This is a genomic window from Rhodococcus maanshanensis NBRC 100610 (assembly GCF_001894865.1).
GTDB lineage: Bacteria > Actinomycetota > Actinomycetes > Mycobacteriales > Mycobacteriaceae > Rhodococcus_G > Rhodococcus_G maanshanensis.
In genome coordinates, this window is sequence record NZ_BCXA01000025.1 from 105,515 (window position 1) to 125,808 (window position 20,294).

Here is a 20,294-nt window from a genome sequence, read left to right on the forward strand (position 1 = left end):
CGAAATGCCGCAGCAGCGGCGCGCCGCCTAGCGTCTGATTGACGTGCGTGAAGCTCGGCTTTCCCTGGTCGAGATGCGAGGGCAAGACCTCGATCCACCGCCCGTCCTGCACAGCCGCGCTCCCCTGCTCACACATCGTCAAGTCGACCCAACCTAGTTGTTCAGTATCCCAAGAGGCGCCTTCTCAACGGCGAGTCGGGTCCGGCGTCGATCAATTGAATGACCTGGTAGTCAGCCGGCTCGCCGGCTGGTGTCCGACATCTGCTCAGTCGTTCGGCTTCGCCATCGTCACCCCACACATGGCCGTCGCAGGACGGCACCCCGCGTCCGCCACCGGAGCCGCAGCCCCGAGCACGCTTTCCGCGATCTACCGGACGTGCACTCCCATTACCTCAAAGCCAATCCGATCTAGCCATGAGCTTGAATGCGGTCAACTGACGGCGGCCGTGGTGGGCTGGTAAAGATGACCGGAACATCTATCTCATACGCGGGGGAACAACCACATGCCGAAGCTCGGGGTAGACAGAGACTTCTTTCGAGAGTACGGCCGACTCGACAAGCCCCTGCAGGACCGAATCACCGAGGTCTTTGTCAAGTTCGAGGCAGCGACCCACACGGGGATACATCTAGAGAAGATCCGCGACGCCCGGAATCCTCGATTCCGCTCGATCCGCATCGATCAGTTCCACCGCGGAATCGTCCTTGCCCCCGAGACCGGTGACGCTTACACGCTGCTGACGGTCCTTCCGCATGACGACGCCTACACCTGGACCCGCAGACGGGATCTGTCCGTCAACCGCGCAACCGGTGGGATCGAGGTCCGGGACGAGTCCTGGATCGAGGAGAACCTGCCCGTACTGCAGGAGACCGCGCAGACGACGCCTGCCCGCCTGTTCGAGGGCATCAACGACAGTGACCTCATCCGACTCGGCATCGACGAGCAGACCCGGACCTTCGCCCGGACGCTCACGGACGAGGCCCAGCTCGAGGCCGCGCTGGGAATGCTCCCCGAAACCCAGGGGCAGGTCCTCATTGGGCTCGCGTCGGGCCTGACGCCGGACGAAGTGTGGTCCGACCTGGGCGCCGCAATCGTCGACAAGCCCTACGACACTGACGATCTCGACGCCGCGGTGGCCCGCAGCACCGACCGGATCGTGCTGGTGGACGGACCGGACGACCTGATGGCGATCTTCGCGCATCCGTTCGCGCTGTGGCGCATCTACCTGCACCCGACGCAGCAGGCCGTAGTCGACGCCGACTTCCGAGGCCCCGCTCGCGTAACCGGTGGGCCTGGCACCGGCAAGACAGTGGTCGCGCTGCACCGCGCATATCGACTCGCCCAGAAGCCCGACGCCTCCGTCCTTGTCACCACCTTCACCTCCACGCTCACCGATTCTCTGTTGGCCGGTGTCAAGTTGCTGTCCACGTCCGCAGAGGCTCTGGCCCGAATAGATGTCCAGCATGTCGACAAGCTGGCACATCGGGTGTTCCGCGACGAGCACGGCGCGCCGAACCTGCTCGCAGACTCCGAAGAAAATGGGTTGTGGGACTCGATCATCGACCGGCTCGACCTACCGTTCACCGCGGCATTCCTCTCCGCGGAATGGCGGAACGTAGCACTAGCGCAACGCGTGTCGACGGCTGCCGCGTATCTGTCCGCGAAGCGAACCGGGCGGGGTCGCCGCCTCGGCGCCAACCAGAAGGCGCAGGTCTGGCAAGCACTGTGGGAGTTCGAAAGTGCGCTACGCGAGCGGGGCCTGTGGACCCATGAAACCGTGTGCCGAGAGGCCACCCGCCTGCTCGAGGACTGCGACGACAAGCCCTACCGTCACGTCGTCGTCGACGAGGCGCAGGACCTCAGCCCCGAGCAGTGGCGGCTCATCCGGGCGGCCGCACCGGAGGGGCCTGACGACATGTTCATTGCGGGCGACACCCACCAGCGCATCTACGACAGCCGAGTCAGCCTGCGTGAGATCGGGATCAAGGTCACCGGCAGGTCCAGCCGCCTCAACCTGAACTACCGCACCACCGCCGAGATCCTCGGCTGGAGCCTGCAGCTGCTTGCGGGTGAACGCATCGACGACATGGACGGCCAACTCGACTCCATCGCCGGCTGCCGCTCCGCTGTGCACGGAATGCCGCCCACAGCCAAGGGTCTCGCCGCACAAAGCGACGAGATCGGCTACGTCGCCGACACCGTGCAAGCGTGGATCGACAGTGGCGTCACGCCCGGCGAGATCGGCATCGCCACCCGGGCGAAATGGCTCGGTAGCAAGGTGCAGGACGAACTGTTTCGCCGCGGCGTGCCGGTGAGATCGCTCGCGAAGGCCAAAGGCGACACCGACTCCGTCGCGATCGGGACAATGCACGCGATGAAGGGCCTCGAGTTCCGGTGTGTTGCGGTCACTGGTGTCAGCGCCCGGCAGGTCCCCGCGGCTGCCGCGATCACGGCCGTCGAGGACGATGCACAGACCCACCACCGCGACATGCAGCGCGAACGTTGCGTCCTGTTCGTCGCGTGTACTCGCGCACGGGAGGATCTGCTCGTGACCTGGAGCGAAGAACCGAGCCCGTTTCTTGTCCCCCTCGTGTGATAGATACCTACCAACGTCCCGGTAGTTGAAAGGCCCACCATGCCGAAGCTGTCCACCCTGCTCGACGAGATCGACTCGGGCACGGTACTACTTCCCGAGTTCCAGCGCGGCTACGTGTGGAACCGCGACCAGGTCCGTGGACTGATGCGCTCGCTGTACCTCGGGTACCCCGTCGGTGGGCTGCTGATGTGGGAGACGACATCAGACGGCGTGTCCGTGCGCGGATCCGTGGCCGCCGCCGGAATTCGACAGCTATTGCTCGACGGCCAGCAGCGCGTCACCTCGATGTACGGCGTGGTACGCGGTACTCCACCGCCCTTCTTCGAAGGTGACGCGACCGCCTTCACCGGGCTGTATTTCAACGTCGAGGACGAGATCTTCGAGTTCTTTGCGCCGACCAAGATGTCCGGCGACCCCACCTGGGTCAGCGTCACCGAGCTGTTCCAGAACGGGCCGATGGCGTACCTGACCCGGTTCACCTACCAGCCTGAGTCCAATACCACCTACCTGAACCGGCTCAATCAGCTCGCGCAGGTCAAGGAACGAGAGTTCAACCAGGAGAAGATCACCGGGGCCGGCAAGTCCGTCGACGAGGTTGTCGACATCTTCAACAAGGTCAACTCCGGCGGCACCAAGCTGTCCAAGGGCGACCTCGCGCTGGCGAAGTTGTGCGCCCAGTGGCCGGACGCGCGGACCGAAATGCGCGACGACCTGGACCGATGGAAGAAGGCTGGTTACGACTTCAGCCTGGACTGGTTGCTACGAAACGCCACCGCTGTGGCAACCGGTCGCGCGTTGTTCTCCGCACTCGACAAGGTATCGGCACCAGAGTTCGAGGAGGCCCTCACCTCCTCCGTCCAGTACGTGGGGACGTTCCTCAACGCGGTGTCCGGGCGCCTCGGCCTCGACCACGATCGAGTCCTCATGGGCCGATATGCGGCTCCTGTTGTCTCGTACCTGCTTTCACAGCACAGCGGCCGGTTTGACGACGCCGCACACCGCGACAAGGTGCTGTACTGGTACGTGCACACGGCTCTGTGGGGCAGGTTCAGCGGTTCAACCGAGACCTACCTTCAGCAGGACTACGAGACCGTCAAGCGCGCTGGCATCGACGGGCTCATCGCCGCGCTCGAACGCACCCGCGGCGGCAAGCTCGAAGTGTTGCCCGACGACTTCGAAGGTTCTACTCGGGGCGCCCGGTTTTATCCGCTGCTGTACCTCCTCACTAGGGTCAGTGGCGCCCGCGATTTCGGTAGCGGACTCGCCCTCAAGGCGGAGCTGCTCGGCAAGCTGTCGTCACTACAGATCCACCACATCTTCCCGAAGGCGCTGATGCGCGACCGTTACGACCGCGGTGAAATCAACGCTTTGGCGAACTTCTGCTTCCTGACGCAGGAAACCAACATTCAGATCGGAAAACGGGCGCCGGAGGAGTACCTGGCAGAGGTCGAGGCGAAGAACCCCGGCGTTCTTGCCTCGCAGTGGATCCCCACCGATCCCGAGCTGTGGAAGGTCGAGAACTATCTTGAGTTTCTCGCTGCCCGACGCGAACTGCTCGCCGAGGCCGCGCAGTCGTTCCTAGAGGGGCTACGTTCCGGCACGGGATCCCTCGACGAGCCTGGACTGCAGCGGGTCACGGTCGTCGCCGACGAGTCAGACGACCCGCGCACCGCACAGATTCGCGACATGATCACCGAGCTGCAACGGCTCGGCCTTGCAGCGCCGACCACCGACGCCGAGATCGCCGACCCGGTCAGCGGCCGCGTTCTCGCCGTCGCAGAGGCGTTCTGGGCGGACGGCCTACAGGTTGGGCAGGGCAATCCGGTGGTCCTGGAGCTCGATGCCGAAGACGCAGACTTGCCCCGGCTCGAGGAACTCGGATACGAGGTTTTCACGTCCGTCGACGCGCTCCTCGGTTACGTTGCTCGCCGCGGTGAGGCGGCGGCCGGTGGCGAACCCACTGACTCTGTTGTGGAAGAGTCCGGCAACGACGACGTACTCATCCTCGAGCTGGGCCGGCAGTTGTCCGATGGGTACGACCGGGCACGCCGCGAGGCCCGCTACAACGCCACCTACTTTCGCAGCATGCTCGCGGACATCGGGCCGCTGGCAACGGCGAAGAAGCTGCTCGCCTCGCCCACAGTGTCTGACGGGTTTGCTGACCTGTGGGAACGGGGACGCCTCGACCTCACTGTGGAAGCGCAGGTGCTCGATCCTCGGTTTGCGCCCCTCTTCAGCGAAGAGGAACTGGATGCGGCGCGGCGCCGCCTGAAGCAGTTCGATTACGCAGGATGACCCCATAGTTCGCTAACCATCAGACACAGACTGGCGGATCGCGGAGGTCAAGTCAGCGCTCACAATGGCCCGCGGGTTACTCGATCATCTCAAACGAGACGAAACCCCCGCCGTAAGCGACGCCGCCGATGAATACATGAGAACCATAGTCAATCAAGTCGAGGCCGCTGAGAATATTTCGAAATCACGCACGGAGCACCGCGACGCGATAAACGATCTAGTTACCAAATTCATCACTGCGCTACAGAATGCTCGGCTCGAATCAATGAATTCATTGACTCGACTTCGGATGGAACTAGCTACCACGAAGCCGCGGAGCGGGTTAAGAGAATCAATCACTCCGTGATAACGATCAGAAACCCTGGCCTGACATCGAGGAGACACTTGTCGACCCACACGACCTGAAGCGCATCAAGAAACAAGTCAAGGCGATCAAGAAAGCCGCGAAGTCATGCGAAGGCTACCGTGACTGTTTGATGTAGCCTCCAGCAGATACACCCAATCGAAAAATGCCATCCTACACAGATGGCACCTAAACCAAAACAGAGGACCGAAATGAGTGTAGATCTTCGACTTATTAAGGAACGATACGACTACAAAGCCGATGAGGATGGCGATGTCAGCTACGACGATGGCCTGGAACGCCCCCACCTTGGCCCGGTCATGTACGGGTACGGCATTACGAAAGGCGGGGTTCTCACGGTTACCATAAATGCGCTCACCACAAACAAGAAGAGAATATCATTCACCGATACCGAGTACGGCCCAATGGCTTGGGCATCGGTCTTTGGAACTGAACAATCCGAGATCGATTCGATGAGTGACGAAGATTTCATGGACCATCTTGAGACAGCGCAACTCAGGCTCGAAAAGCGAACATAGTAGGAACTGCTGATCCGGAGGTTGTCCGGGCGGTGTTGCAGCTACCTTCTCCCGCCCGGACGCCTATCGTCCTTACTCGAACACGATCGACAGCTCCCCATCCTCCGCCCGCGCGACATCGCCGGCGCCGACCAACCGCTCCACGGCAAGCTCGACCGTGAACCTGATGTCCTCGGTCGCCCGCTGCCATCCGAACAACCGCGCCACCTGCTGCGCGAGGGTATCCGCATCCATCGAGTGGGCATCCTTGATCAGGTGGGCGACGGCGAGATCCAGCTCCTCTTCCGGGATATGGGTCATCTTCCGCAGCGGCTGCCCGTCGACGGGTACGCGTACGACCGGCGCCGGCCGATCCGGCAGGCGGCACACCCCGTCAGCACCCGGAGCAACCGAACGACCCCTTATGTTGGCTGCCGCGAGCGAGCTATCGGCGCTCCGCTTGAGGACTGCGCCGAGGCGCTGAATTCCCCACTCCTGCTTGAACCGCTCGTACACGACATCGCGGTGCACGGGCGCTTCCGCCTCGATCACCTGAACGAAATACGCCCGCAGATCCTGTTGTCCCTCAGCGGTCTTGGGATCGCGATGCCAGCCTCGGGCCTCGCCAACCATTGTGTACTCGGTCGCCCACTCCGGCTTCGCGTCGAAATCGAAGTCCTTTACCTCGATCTGCGGTCGTTCGATCGCGCGCTCTGGCGACCGCGCTGCAACTCGATCCTCGGCGGAGATGGCGTTCTCGATCGCCTCTCGCAGCCGCTTCTCCTGCACGTCCCGGTCACGCCACCAACTCAAGCCCCAGATCCGGTGAATCTCCCAACCCAAATTCCGGAGCACCGCCTCGCGGAGGCGGTCCCGGTCCCGCGCGGTCTTCGACGAATGATAGGCGGCGCCATCGCATTCGATGCCGATCGCGTAGCTGCCCGGGCGGTCCGGATGGCGGACCGCCATGTCTATCCGATACCCCGCGACGCCGACCTGCGGCACGACCTCATAGCCCCAGCTGCGAATCCGATCGATCACCTGCTCCTCGAACGGGCTCTCGACGTCACCGAGACTCTCCTCCAGATCGAGCGCCAGCGCCTTCTGTCCACGCTCCGCGAAGTCGAGGTAGTTCTTCAGGTGGCGTACACCCTCGTTTGTCGTCGCTGACATCTCCGCAGCGCGGAATGACGAGACGACCTCGACGCGCTTACGGGCACGGGTGATGGCGACGTTGAGACGACGCCAACCCCCCTCCCTGTTGAGCGGGCCAAAGTTCATGGTGAACTTGCCGTTCTCGTCTGGCCCGTAGCCGAGCGAGAACACGATCACATCGCGCTCATCACCCTGCACGTTCTCAAGGCTTTTGACGAAGAAGCCATCGAGGCGGTCGTGGTCACCAAGGAGGGCAGCGAGCCGCGGGTGCGCCTCGGACTGGCGCTCCATCTCGGCCATCACCGCATCGGCCTGAGCCGTAGAGAAAGTCACCACACCGATGGATTCCTCGGGATGGCTCTCGGCGAAGTACCGCACCCGCTCGACCACCTTCACCGCCTCGGCGGGGTTGTCTCGGGTCGTGCCGCGCCTATATGTGCCGTTCACGCGGAACAGCTCCACGCCCAGGTTTGGTGCATCAAAGACCGCACTCGGAAAGGTGAACAGCTTGCCGTCATAGAAGCGGTAGTTCGAGTAGGTGATGAGGTCCTCGTGCCGGCTGCGGTAGTGCCAATTCAATGGCAGCGAAGTCAGCCCACCGGCGCCCTTGGCGAGATCGAGCACCGACTGGAACACGTCAACCTCGTCATCCTCCTCGTCCGCGGCATCGTCTGACACGGCGAAAAAGTCGGTCGGGGGAAGCTGCTTCTGGTCGCCGGCCACGATGAGCTGGCTTCCCCGGTACACGCAGTTAACCGCATCAGACGGCAACACCTGCGACGCCTCGTCGAAGATCACCACGTCAAATCGGACCGTTGGCGGGAGGTACTGCGAGACCGACAGCGGACTCATCATGAAGCAGGGCTTAAGCTCCTGAACCAGCGAGCCGGCCTCCTCCATCAGCTGCCGAACCGGCTTGTGGCGTGTCTTCTTCTGCGCTTCCCGCGTGATGACCTGTGCGGGCTTGCTGGTGAGCGACTTAGGCGCCCGCGCATTGCACATGTCAATAACCCGTGCGTGCGCGTCTGCGACCAGGGCACGGTCGAGGTCCTTGAATTCGGCCACGGCCGTATCTCTGTTGTCCGCGTTGTAGCCCTGCAGCCGACTATCGGTGCGAACCGCCTCGTCGACCCAGGACTCCAACGCTGCATACTCGAGAGACTGCCCTACGGCCTCCGGTGACCGCCGGTCCTTCGCCAGCTCCGCGAGCACGTCGCCGAACCCCTGCTGGTGCGCCCACTCGCGAAGGCGGGTGAATTCGCACCAATTCTCGATGTCAGGCACCGCGGACTGCTCCATCTCGGCAAGCAGTTCGGCCGCGGCATCGATGTCGTCGTTGAGGTCCACCGCCAACTCCGTATGGCGTCCCGTCGAGAAGTGGCCTAACAGCTCGTCGCGCACCGTCTCCCAGTTCCGGTTTACGTCGTCGAGTTCGGCTGCGGGGATGGTGACAAAACCAAGCTTCGCAGCGGCAGCGGGCCGGATCGGAACTCCAACCGAGGCGCGGACATCCTCGGCCCACTCCAATTGTCGGGCGACAAAGTCAAAGTCCGTGGACATGCCGAGTTCGATGTCGCCGAACAACTCCTGGTCGCCCACAGCTGCAGCCTGCAGTTGCGCTCGGCTCTCCCGCACGCTGCGTGCATCCTTGATCAGCGAGATGGCGTCGGATAGGCGCACCTCCCGCTGCGCCACCAGACAAATCTGACCGAGCGAATCCCGGACCGGAGTCAGACGCTCAACCGCACCGAGTGCCCACCCGGTCAGCTCCTCGATCGAGCGGTTGCGGGCTGCCGCCCCGTCGAGGTGCTCCGAGAACGACGAAGCAAACCGCGTCCACTGTTCCACCGCCGGACCGAGGCGCTGTGCAACCAGGACCAGCGCCGGATCCGGGGCGCCGCCGTTGGCCAGTTGACGCGTCAGCCTTGCCCCGTCGACGTCGATCCCGGCGAGGTTTGCCGCCCTGCGCGCGTTATCCAGCGCCAGACGCAGGCTGGCGAAGTCGGTTGCCAGCCCCTGGTAGGAAGCGCCCAGCTTTGGTGCGTGGGACTGTTCACCGACACCGAGCTCCTGGACGGCGTGCTGCCAGCTGGCTGCTTCCTCGAGCCGGGCGATGAGCGCCTTGTCGACCTTCCCGGTCACCGTCACGGCGCGGAGCGCCTTCCGGTCCTCGCGCGCGGACTTCGAGAACTTCCCGAATCCCTTGTGCACATCCCGGAATCGCAACGCGAGCGAGCCGATGTCCAGTTCGAGCGCGGCCGGCGTGAAGTGCTCGCGCATCGCGTCCTGGCGGCGACGGGCGTGGTCGACCATCTTGTCCATCGCATCGATCGACTCGGCGATCTGGTTCTGCAGCGCGGCATTGAGCCAATGCCCCTCGGGCCGTTCAACCACAGCGCCGAGCGCCGCGAGTTCGGCCAGCTCTCCGGCACGAGCGGCGGTCATGCTCGTCGATGGGACACCGAGCAGATCAGCCAGCTGCACCGCATCGGCGAGGATCGGTCCGAGCTGAGTCGGCACCTCCCGCAGTCGACGCTGAAGCTCGTCGACCGTACCCGGCACCGCGGCACCTGTGAGCAGCGGGTCCTTCGCCCCTGCGGCGAGTGCGTCCAGCCAGCCCTCGTCCAGGTCGTCCCACCGCTGCCCGGCCAGGCGTTCCAGGTTGCGCGACCGTTCGTCGATGTTCCGGACCGCCGACCGAGCCTCCTCAAGCCGGGTTCGGGCGGGCGTCAGGCTAGGTCGCGAGAACCACACCACTGGGACCTCAAACGGGGCCTCGAGCAGTCGCAACAGCGACGAGCGTCGCGCGATGCCGTCCGCGTTCCTCGGGAGCCGCAGCCCCGTCGCCGCGTCGACGGTGTCCAACCTGACCCCAAGCGCCGACGCGACCTCCGCACCGCGGTTCGCGGTTCGTTTGAATTCGCGAGCCTCCGGCGCGCCGAGGTCCCCGCGCTCGAGCCCACGCCAAAGAAAGTCGTCGCCCCGTTCGGCGACGTGCCACAGTCCCCCAAGCCGGGTCGCATGCTCGCGCAACACCACGAGTTTCGTCGCATCCAGTCCGGTCCATCGCGCGCCCGGATCGGCAGAGGCGTCAACGTGTTCCGGCAATCGCTCGAGTCGGCCGACCACCTCGAACACCGACATCCCCAGCGGCGTCCGGGTCTCGTTCATCGCCTCGGCGAACGCACTGAGCTCCTCGCGTGTCCTGACAAGGCGCCCGGCGTCGCCCTCAGTGAAGGCACGAGTGGCCGAGACTCGCGTGTGGAGAGTCTTCGACAGTTCCTGCACAACCTGCTTGCGGGTGGCGGCGTGACTGTGCAGCTCAAATAAGAACTGCTGCAGTCCCGCGACGCTCAGGCGATCGCGGACGACATCCAGCGCGGCGGCCTTCTCGCTGACGAAGAGCACCGTCTTCCCCGACGAGATCAACTCGGCGATCATGTTGGCGATCGTCTGGCTCTTGCCGGTGCCGGGCGGTCCGTCCATAACGAAACTGCGGCCATCCGAGGCCGCCAGGATGCATCCGCGCTGGCTCGAGTCGGCATCAAGGATGCTGTACATCTTCTCGGGCGGATACGCATGGTCAAGTCGTTCGACCGGCAATGGGTCAAACGCGAACTCACCTGCCGACGGCGCGTCAGGACCCACTGCCAACAGCTGCACCATCGGATGGGATGCAACAGCTTGGGCGTTAGCGAGCAGGTCGCGGTAGATCGCCTCCTTGTGGAAAGTGAACGCAGTACAGACAATCCGGTCGACGATGGACCACCCGGCATGCCCCCGGATCGCGTGTGTGATTCCCTCCGTCAGCGCTAGCAGGTCCGGCACATCTGGATCAACGTCGGGCAGTGTGACCCCACAGTCCTCCATCTTCAGTTTGAGGGCGGGGTTGACCGTAATGTCGTCCTCTGCGCGGAAAAGCACGTATGGCGAATCGGAACCTGTCTTCTTCAGCTGGACGGGCACCATCAGGATGGGGCTGTCCACCTCCGCCCCATCGCTGGGATCGACCCACCGGAGCATCCCAAGGCCAAGATGCAGAGTCCACACCCCGCGGTCTGCGTACGACTGCTGCGACTGTTGATCAAGCCTGCCAAGCCCGGTCTTGAGGGTGTCCGCGGTCTTGTTCGTGACAATGATGGATCTGGCCAGCAGCTCCTCGCCGTCCGCCGGCTGAGGTCGCACCGGAACCTCGCCGGCGCTGACCATCGCGAGCAGAACCTCGGCGCCCGGGTGCCCAATCTCGAGCGACCCGCTCTTGGTGTGCTTGAAGTAGAGCAACCGCTGACGCCGATCAAGCGCGAGCAGCTTCTCACGCCACGAGGTGAGCTGGCGTTCGAGTCGATGTGCCACCGCCGCGGGCAGTGCGTTCTCGTCTACGCCAACCCGCTCGTCGTTCGCTATCCCCGTCACGATCACCTCTCCTGAAGCCAAGTCGAGGGGAACTGTAGCGGCAGAGAGTGACACAAATAGCGGGGGTCCTAATACTCAACGAAGATTCTCGATAGATGCCAATCCAAGTAACGGACATCTGGCCGTTCGGCACTATCCGGCATGACGAGTCGATCCGCTAGCGGCGGCCTTCCCAGAGCATTGCGAAGCGGACCGTGTTTGGCGAAGTCGGCCTCGACGCCCGACGCATAGTGAACCCGTAGATCGCCGTCGACGGTAATCAGACCCGTGTCGAACGCGACGTCGTGAGTCGGACAGGCTGTGAAGCCGTTTCGGTGGTCGAGGCGCTCCTTGTTGGTGCTGTCTCGCCACGGCTTGATATGACTGGCCGTGAGCATCCGGGGACGACGCTTGCCTCCTATGGTTCCGCTCAATCCGCAGAACACGCAGCGATGTTGGTGATTCGCCAGCACGCGCTCTGCGAAGCGGTGTTGTCCCACACGAACGGTTGAAGTGAGGAGACGCTGGGTTGTTTTGATAGGCACGTCATCACGCTCGGCCGACCACTTCACCAGAGCGTCTTCAAGTGACGCCTCGATCTCACTCTCAACGAGTTCTTCCTGCCCCGAAAGCCACAGTGCACCGCCACCTTCCAGTTGAAGGAAGTCAGGGAGTCTTACGCTGTCGATTCCTGCGGATCGTGCCGCACGCATTATTCTCAGGTACACGTCCTGTAGCAATGCGCTGTCTGACATTAGGCGAGCCGACACCTCGATTTCATGATATCCGCCGTTACTTCTGCTGCCGTCCAGGTTGGCCATCTTCGCAAGGACGCTGGTGGGTGGGCGCTTGAATAAACTTGCCAGGTGTTGAACCGGGTATCCCGCCTTGCTGGCAGTCGAGCTTCCGAATCGGCTGTGATCCACAAGAAGCGAGGCGCCGAGGCACAACACCACCTCACACGGGACAAAATGAACCTGACGAGTCCCCGGCGGAACAACCGATCTAGCGAGTAGGGACTGCCACTGGTCGGCGAGCATCGCCGGTGTCGGATCGAGGAACTCCCTGAGTTCTCGCCGTACCATCCTCAACCTCTCCACTTGAGTACCCAGGCCATTCGGGGCCCCGGCGCCAGTACCCGTCTGCGCATTGGTTCACTCCGAGGCAGCTCAGCAGGGCCCTACGGATTCACAACTGAGATCCGACTAGTCCTGTCGGGGTCAGGCCTCGCTGCCATCTGACCGGTTCGGAGACGGATCCGACGAATCGGCTTCGCTAACACCACTATTTGGTTCGACCCATCGCGCCAGTCTGTTCGCCCCGCCCGCGATCTGTTTCCTACTCGCATTGACAGCCGCCGCACCCTGCGCCCGCGCGGCTAGGAATGCATCGCGAATTCTCGCATGATCGGACCCTATCCATTCGTCGACCTGCAGGTTACGTGCGGCGATGAAATCGTCCACGCTCCGCACCAAGGGCTCACGGTATTTGGTCAGGGTTCGCCCGGCCAATTGACGGTGAACCTCGGATACACGAAGGACTGCGTGGGTGTCGAGGACACTCCGCAATTCGCTGGCCAGTTCATGGTCGGCGTCGAGATGCTCGCGCAACGTATTTCTGGCGCTCTCCAGCGTTTGCGACAAGTAGCCCGGTTCCGCCACCCTCACACGTTCGAGTCGAAGCTTTTGCCACAGGTATAGCGACTGCTGAGCGACGAGGAGCAAACCAAGTGTCTCCCTGAGCAGACCCTTGTCGACCGCCTTTCTCAACTGATCAGCGCGTTTGTCAGCGGTATCCTCGACGCGAATCTCGGCGAGTAGTTGAATCGCGTGTTGCCGCAATCGTTCGACGCCCACCTCGAGGTCAGCACCCAATGCGGCAATGCTGGACCAGTCGGTGTCTGTCAATGCAGAACCATCGGCAAGCTCTTTGACTCGGCGTTGCAGGATCCGCTGATGCCCGTACACGTCACCCAGTCGCTGCGCCGAAGCCAGTTTGAGCACGTCGCCGACTTTGTCTTCGATGATGTCGAGGTGCTCGTCGATTCGGGCTGCCATCTGATCGAGTGCCATCTCGAGCGCTGCGAGACCCAGCATGACCTGTCCGGCGCCTGGAACCAATGCTGTTGGCATCACTTGCGGATTCGACAGGATCTTTCCGGTCTTCGCCGACCGCGTCATCTTGTGGTAGGTCACGACTGTTCCTGCAGGCGGCCTCGAAAGCTGATCCCACAACTGCCGTCCGCCAACATAGCGGGCAAGATATGGCGAGCGCTGCGACTTCAGGATTGCCCGACCGGCCTCAACCGCAATTGCCGCTGTTCGATTAGCGGGTACGGCGATTGTGCCTGGCCCGTGGGACTCGGCCCATTCCGACTCGAACCGCTCGATGACATGGTCTGGACCGATGACGAGGGCTCCGAACTCATCCGGAACGACAGTGAGATCGGCGCCCTCATTCTCGTCGTCGCCATCGAGAGGTTCGATCGAGGACACAGTCATGACAGGGAACACCTTTCGTTACGGCGACTCGACCGCCCGCCAACACACGACAGCGTGACACGCGACTCCGACAACCTACGACAGATCCATACCACTTCCCCGGTTTCAACTTCGTCAGGCAACGCAGACCGACCGAAACTCATCTCCAGCCGCGACCCACGCGCAGGAATTGTTGGTACCCGCAATCTGGCCCTCGAACGATCACCCAACCGACGCTTCGAGGCGACAGCCCGTCACCCACCGGACGACCCACCGATACCACCCCGCGCTACCGTGGACCCGCACACCCAGCCATCTACAGCAGCGGCCAGCCGTACCCCTGGTCCGGCGCAGGACAGAGGACTCATGAGCGACCACGACACCACCGACGACCAGCCGCTTCGGATCGACGGCGCACTCGCCGTGGTCACCGAGCAGCACGACCAGCTGCACGCCCTGTGCGTGCGAACCCTGGCCGAGCTGCTGGGCTCCGAGCCGGACACCGACGAGGACGGCGACATCGCGATCCCCGTGCACGGCTTCGCGGTGTATGTGACGGTCGCGGACGACGGCCCGCAGCTGCACGTGTGGTCGTCCATCGTCACCGGCATCACCGACCGCGCGCAGGCCACCACGCAGCTGGTCGCGCTGTCGGAGGAGTGGCCGCGGCTGCGCTTCTCGCTCAGCGAGGAGCACCTGCTGGTCTCGACGCTCGTCGACGCGGACCCGTTCGCGCCGCAGCACCTGATCAACCTGATCGACGAGATCCACGACCTCACACACGACCTCGACGACGACTTCGCGGCCCGGTTCGGCGGCACCCTCGACTGCGACGCCGACGACGATAGCTATGCCGGTGACTGCGGCGGCGGGGGCTGCGGCGGCGACTGCGCGTGCGGCGACAACGGAGAGCACGTCGAGGGCGACCTCGGTATCACCGCGGCCGCACCGACTACCTCCGCGTAGTCGAACCCAACCAAGCCCGAAGGCAGCAGGCGCTCGGCAAAAGCCGGGCGCCTGCTCCGTCGCGTCCTGGGCCGGAATGTCGGTCCCTCGCGTTACCCTGCTTGCCGACGGTCGGAAGTGCGGCCGGAGCACGCTGCAGATAGGACCACACCGTTGCCGGACCTCGAAAAGTTCGACCAGGCCGTCGAACTGGCGTGGCGCGAGTTTCGCGGCACCCTCGCGGACCACATCGGCACGATGCGCGGCGAGGACATCCTCGTGGTCGAGCTCGCGGAGGAACCGGGCGTCGGCGGCTATCTCCCCTGCGTGCAGTTTCTGGCCTGGGCCGAGGACCTGGTGCGCTGCGAGGTGCCCTCCAACGCGTTCCTCGACCCCCGCTTCGCCCTGTCCCCCGCCGACGAGGCGCTGCTGATCGAGCTGGGCTGGCAGCACCCCACCTGCGCGCCCGACGCTGACCCCGGGGACGGCTCGCCCGCCCACTTCCTCGACCGCACCGTCCGCTGGTCCGACCAGCTCGCCTCGATGGCCGTCTCCGCCTTCCGCGACGTCTGGAGCGTGCCGCACCCGAGCTTCCTGCGGGCCGAGGCCATCGGCAGCCGTGGCGCCAATCTCGCCGGACCCACCGTGCGGGACTGGCTCGCCTCGGACGTCGACCCGATGCTCGCGGTCGCCCCGCGCGACCCGGACCACCTCCGCGATCTCGTCGAGGCCGCCCTCACCGATCTGCTCGGCGACCAGCCGCAGGTCGACAGCGACGGCGACTTCGTCCTGACCCTCGAGGGCCACGCGGTGTTCGTCATCCCGCACGCCACCGAACCCGTCGTCCGGCTGTGGGTGCCGCTGCTCTACCGGATCGGCGGCCGGACCCGCGCCGCCGAGACGGTCGCCGACCTCACCGCACGCTGGTCGCACCTGCGGTTCGTCCTCCGCGAGGATCGCCTCAACGCGGTGATCGAGGTGCCCGGATTTCCCTTCGTGCCACGACATCTGACCGACCTGCTCGACCGCATCACCGCGTTCCTCGCGACCGTGGACCGAGCGTTCGCCGCACGCTTCGACGCCGTCGGCTACCGCACCACCCCCTCACCCGCCACGGACCACGAATGCGTCCCAGACGTGCCGCCGTCTCTGATGGCGGTGATGCAGCTGGTGCTCTTCGGTGAGGGGGACCTCGATGCCGAAATGGCCGCCGACGTCTGCGAACGCGACCGCACCACCATCCTCGAATACATGCGGATCAGTGCGGAACGCGATGCTGAGTGGCGGGGCTCGCTGGAAAAGGCTCGCGCCGAGGCGGATCCGGACGAGATCGCACTGTGCGAGGGCGAGGCCGCGGCCTGGTCCGACACGCTGGCCGCGCTCAGCGGAGCCCTCCGGGTCGTCAGCTTCTCCCGCCCCGGATTGACCCCCGCACCGCCCGTGGAACCACCGCGGCAGATGGAGCTGTTCGAGGACCCGGCCGAGCTCACCCTGTTCGACGACCCCCCTGAGCTAGCATCGGAGTCCGGGACCGCGTGATCCGCGTCCAAGACACTCATGCACTCGGCGTTGGGCGCCTGGGCGGGTAGCACGCCGTGAGGGATACTCAGGTGACTGTCGTGCTCGCGGGCTGATGGGTGTGCGTGATGATTTCGGTGTTGAAGGCCTGTTCTAGGTAGAGCGCGATTCGCGAACCGATACGTATTCCGAGACACCGAACCAGTGCGTCGATGACTGTGATGGCGGGGCTGCGCCTACTCGTGCGCGGATTTCTGCAAGCACGTCAAGGGCAGCCTCGGCATCACCCCGGTGGCCACTACCCCGAGCGAGTGGCCAGGGTTCGTCACACCGAGGTATGGGGCTACCGTCGAGCCGATCGAAACGGCACCAGCCTGAAATCGCCCACTACAATCCAAACCGGGAAGGTGAAATCGTCGAGTTTAGCAATGGAATCGACACTGTTCGCCTTATGGATCTGCAATCTTCGACCAGTCACACAAGACGAAACCGAGGCACACTCCGCAACGGACTGTTCCTATTCAGCTCTATACACCACTCCCTTCTCCATGAAAGGTCACATCGCGGCGGTAGGACGCTCCGTCATTCACAAAGCGCACAAGCCCACACCACCGCCGTATTCGGGACCATCGTGGTCAAATTGAGGATCAGTGCTTGACACGCACGTGATCTCGCACGACTTGAAACAATGGACAATGAACCTCGATCCGCTGGCGTGTCACGGCGGTATGCGGCGAGTTGAAGTTACCCGAGCAAACTACGAACACTGTGCCTTGGATCGTTCCGCAACTGTTGCCTCAGAGCGTCCATGCCAGGGGATGCGTCCGCGTAAGTAAGGGCTTGAGCGAGAGTCCGCCGAACCCGTGCATCAGGATCTTTCGCGAGCCGAGTTGCGGCAAGCTCGTACTGGCTCACGTTTCGAAGGCTGAGCACCGCGGCTAGTTGACGTACCCACCGCTCGGAGTGACCGCTCAATAAGTTGGCATCCACAATCGCCGTGACTTCCTGCGGAAGTCCACGGAGAACATGGGCAGCCGCGAAGACATCAGTTCTGTCCCTAAGCCCTATTAGAACGACCGCCTGTTCACGCACCCAATCGAGTTCATCTCGACTTTCTGCCGAACTGAACGCCAATCGAAGGCCAGCGCCACGCAATGACGACGATCCCAGATTCACCTTGAACGTCGACAACGGGTGTGATGGTCCAGTCATCTCATCAAGAGCACTCCCATCTTGGCCACCCTCGACGAAGCTTCGACTCCGATCAAGAGCATCCTGACGTACCGAAGAAGGCTGCGAGCTCATCAGGTAGCTCGCACCAGAAAGTCCATCCTGCCGACTTTCCGCTGTTTCGCGCGGATCGCACGCAATCGCCAGAAGTGCGTCAATGCACAGTTTCTGGTCCTCTTTGCCCAGCAACTGAACCAATAGTGCGTCGGCATTCAATCCAGCCCCATGTGCCGCGCTGCTCATGTCTGGCTCGGGCCGCGTGAGAATACGATCGCGTGCCTCTTCCGCGGCAGCACGCACCGTCGCAGACCGTGGCTTCACAAACTGCAAGACAACCTGTGACAAATATCGACCCTCAGCCGCCAGGCGTTCCACTCGATCAGAAAAGCTCTCGCGCTCAGCATCGGTCAGAGGCGTTTCTACGCTGGTGCGATCGTTGACAACGGTCGCATTAAGCTCCTTAGCCCCCAACAATCTCAATACACCATCATCGAGAAGAGCCGTCAACGCTTCATGCGTATTCGCTTCTGCGAGATCGAACAGCCTGGTCATCGCGACCGCCGCCAGTCCCGGATGAGCGCCTGCTATTGCGACGCAAGCCTTGACATGTGGGCCATCACTACGCCGATGGTGCCCCGGTGCACGCGGCACATCATGCTTGAGCAAATCGAGCACTTCGACAGCTTGCTCGACCGAACCCCGGGGTGCGAGTGCGCAGGTACTGCTGATGATTTGATCTCCCAACACCTGGGCGGGTCCGTCAGTCAACTCACCAGCACGTCCTCGTCGAGCAAGATCGATCAACTGGCGAAGCAATGTCGACGCAGCTTCGTCATCGAGTAGATCTGCTTGCTCTGAAACTAGGTGTGCACGAGCAGACAATTCCCACCACGGTGCACCAGTGTCAAGTGGTCCAACTGTGAGCTTCAGATCACCAACCGCCTCCACCAGTGCCGTCAGTTTCTTCGATAGGCCAGCCCGCTGATAGAACGCGGCAGCGAGATTTGGTTCCGCGTTGTCCCGATAGAGATCGCCCAACATCTCGAGTGCGGAGGCCTCGTCAGCCCAACGGCCGGTCACGATGGTGTCCACCAACCAACGACGCGCCGCGATGATCGCCGCATTCGGTCGCCCAGCGACACGCGCGTTGAGCGTCCGCTCTCGCGGGTCTCGGTACCGCGGAAGCAGCCGATCGCTTGCTGTGGTCCGGAGCGACTGGGCGAGACGGTGCTCGTCCTCCAAATCGCTGGTCCAAGGTCCGTACGAGACATTCAAGCGTCGGATCGCATACAGCCAGCTGGCGGCGTCATTCGTTAGTCCGACGTGGATGCCATCCTCAACCGCCCGCCGCCAGTACTCCAGGGCGTCTTCGGTCTCACCGAGCAGAGCAGATCGACGCGCGTACCTGGCAAATACCAGTGCTGAGTGACTCTTCGAAGGGAAGAGCCGGTGCCGCGCCATTCTGTCTACGTCTTGCGCCTCTACCGAGTCGTATCCACTTCGGACCAGGCGCAGTCGGAGTGCGATGTCGTCTGGAACGTCATCGATTGGGTGCTCAGCTACCTGTTCCAAAGCCTTCTGTAAAAGCCCATCCAGATCCGGTAGCTCACCTGAGTCATTCGCATCCAACACCTCACAGAGAAGGAGCACCAGCAATGGCTGGTAGGCGGGCACCTCCCCGGCCGTAGGTTCGGTCAGGGCCTCACGTAATACACCGAGGTCGCCGAGCGGTTCATGGATGCTGTCAACAGCTGCACGGATTAGCTCAGCGTGTCTCTTAGTGGCCGGCGACGCCTCCACGTGGGGGGAGCCTGCTACGAGAGCCGAGAGGCCGACACCTGCGATCTTATCCAGCCGTCGGCTCTGTTGTGCGGCACTGTCCTCGTCACCGAAGTGCAGACTGATTGCAGCGAGTCGCGCTGCCAACGCAGCAGCCTCTTCTGCTGAGCCAGCCGCTTCGAGTGCGTCAAGTTGCTTCTCCCGAAGTACAAAGGCATGCCCACGGTAGCCAGCCAGGTCCAACGTTGCAGCCAGCTCTCCGAAGAGCCGGGCGGCAACATCAGGTTCGGTGGCCTTCTTCGCCTCGGCATCCTTGAGGACCGGCGCAACATCCAGGGTGTTCAGGGGTCCGACAAGTACTGTCTGTGCCTGCAACATCCGATCGGGCAGCGGAGCCGGTACGCCCTGCGGCGGTGCGCCGGTGCAGAAGTGTGCGGCAGTCTCTTGCGTCCAGAACGTCGCGACGATCTCGGCGTTCTTACGCAGCGCCTCATTGATGACTTCGGCTCCCCACAGATCAATTTCTAGATCCGGGTGCTCGCTCTGCAAGTCGGAAAGCTCATCTTGGATCTGTGTGGCTTGTGTCGAAGCACTGGTGGCGACGACGAACTTGTACGCGTCAAACACGCGTCCACTCTGATCTGGACGACCCTCAACGAACTTCTCGACAGCTGCACGGAGGTGCTTCTCCGTAAAGGCTTCGTACTCCTTGCACTGCACCACGCTGTATCTGCCATCGGGTTCGCGCCCAGCAAGATCGATCCCGTACTGCGCCTGCCCCTGGTTGCCGTACCGCCGAATCTTGATACCGCGGATCCCCAGCAGGTCCTTACTCAAGGCCAACATAAGCTTCTCGAAATCATCCCAACCTAGGCCGAGATCTAACGTTGCTCCCCGAGGCATCATCGAGGGGCTGCCAGGTGACGGGGGGAGACTTATCCCGTCCGATGCGACTCCAACCCATGGGCCCGGTTCGGCGCTCGGGCTCGTCTTCGCGGCCGCCTTCTTCGCGGGAGCCTTCTTCGCGGGAGCCTTCTTCGCGGCC

Annotated in this window: 9 protein-coding genes; 5 read left to right on the plus strand and 4 right to left on the minus strand. The window is 63.2% G+C overall.

The window, feature by feature from the left end; all coding sequences use genetic code 11:
* Positions 1 to 503: 503 nt before the first annotated feature.
* The 3 genes from RM1_RS13535 (at position 504) to RM1_RS13545 (ending at position 5,771) form a co-directional block, all read left to right on the plus strand.
* Positions 504 to 2,594: a UvrD-helicase domain-containing protein gene (locus tag RM1_RS13535; protein ID WP_072751893.1), complete on the plus strand. Its 2,091-nt coding sequence runs from the start codon at positions 504 to 506 to the stop codon at positions 2,592 to 2,594.
* 39 nt (positions 2,595 to 2,633) lie between these two features.
* Positions 2,634 to 4,889: a GmrSD restriction endonuclease domain-containing protein gene (locus RM1_RS13540; RefSeq protein ID WP_072751895.1), complete on the plus strand. Its 2,256-nt coding sequence runs from the start codon at positions 2,634 to 2,636 to the stop codon at positions 4,887 to 4,889.
* Positions 4,890 to 5,444: 555 nt separating this feature from the next.
* On the plus strand, positions 5,445 to 5,771 hold the full coding sequence (locus RM1_RS13545) for a hypothetical protein (protein WP_072751897.1): 327 nt from the start codon (positions 5,445 to 5,447) through the stop codon (positions 5,769 to 5,771).
* 72 nt (positions 5,772 to 5,843) lie between these two features.
* On the opposite strand, the gene RM1_RS13550 is transcribed toward RM1_RS13545, so the two are convergent.
* The 3 genes from RM1_RS13550 to RM1_RS13560 all read right to left on the minus strand — a co-directional run bounded on the left by RM1_RS13550 (position 5,844) and on the right by RM1_RS13560 (position 13,798).
* Positions 5,844 to 11,324, minus strand: a complete 5,481-nt coding sequence (locus tag RM1_RS13550) for a DUF3320 domain-containing protein (RefSeq protein ID WP_072751899.1) — start codon at positions 11,322 to 11,324, stop codon at positions 5,844 to 5,846.
* A gap of 62 nt (positions 11,325 to 11,386) precedes the next feature.
* Positions 11,387 to 12,118 carry an HNH endonuclease gene (locus tag RM1_RS13555; protein WP_245816302.1) on the minus strand — a complete coding sequence of 244 codons (732 nt, stop codon included), beginning with the start codon at positions 12,116 to 12,118 and terminating at the stop codon, positions 11,387 to 11,389.
* Positions 12,119 to 12,517: 399 nt separating this feature from the next.
* Positions 12,518 to 13,798: a hypothetical protein gene (locus RM1_RS13560; protein WP_072751901.1), complete on the minus strand. Its 1,281-nt coding sequence runs from the start codon at positions 13,796 to 13,798 to the stop codon at positions 12,518 to 12,520.
* Positions 13,799 to 14,143: 345 nt separating this feature from the next.
* Between RM1_RS13560 and RM1_RS13565 the strand changes: the two genes are divergently transcribed.
* Together RM1_RS13565 and RM1_RS13570 are read left to right on the plus strand one after the other, a co-directional pair.
* Entirely contained in the window at positions 14,144 to 14,743 is a 600-nt protein-coding gene (locus tag RM1_RS13565) for a T3SS (YopN, CesT) and YbjN peptide-binding chaperone 1 (RefSeq protein ID WP_072751903.1), read from the plus strand.
* Between the two features lie 153 nt (positions 14,744 to 14,896).
* Complete coding sequence (locus RM1_RS13570) at positions 14,897 to 16,261, plus strand: TY-Chap domain-containing protein (protein ID WP_072751905.1); 1,365 nt, start codon at positions 14,897 to 14,899, stop codon at positions 16,259 to 16,261.
* Positions 16,262 to 16,984: 723 nt separating this feature from the next.
* Here RM1_RS13570 and RM1_RS26605 read toward each other — a convergent pair.
* The gene (locus RM1_RS26605) at positions 16,985 to 20,086 is read right to left on the minus strand and encodes a hypothetical protein (protein WP_218019703.1); all 3,102 of its coding nucleotides are present in this window, start codon (positions 20,084 to 20,086) and stop codon (positions 16,985 to 16,987) included.
* Between the last annotated feature and the right edge of the window lie 208 nt (positions 20,087 to 20,294).

Bases quoted from the DNA above. Each gene is read 5' to 3' on its own strand.
- RM1_RS13535 (WP_072751893.1), top strand. From the start codon at position 504: ATGCCGAAGCTCGGGGTAGACAGAGACTTCTTTCGAGAGTACGGCCGA.
- RM1_RS13540 (WP_072751895.1), top strand. From the start codon at position 2,634: ATGCCGAAGCTGTCCACCCTGCTCGACGAGATCGACTCGGGCACGGTA.
- RM1_RS13545 (WP_072751897.1), top strand. From the start codon at position 5,445: ATGAGTGTAGATCTTCGACTTATTAAGGAACGATACGACTACAAAGCC.
- RM1_RS13555 (WP_245816302.1), bottom strand. From the start codon at position 12,118: ATGGCCAACCTGGACGGCAGCAGAAGTAACGGCGGATATCATGAAATC.
- RM1_RS13560 (WP_072751901.1), bottom strand. From the start codon at position 13,798: ATGACTGTGTCCTCGATCGAACCTCTCGATGGCGACGACGAGAATGAG.
- RM1_RS13565 (WP_072751903.1), top strand. From the start codon at position 14,144: ATGAGCGACCACGACACCACCGACGACCAGCCGCTTCGGATCGACGGC.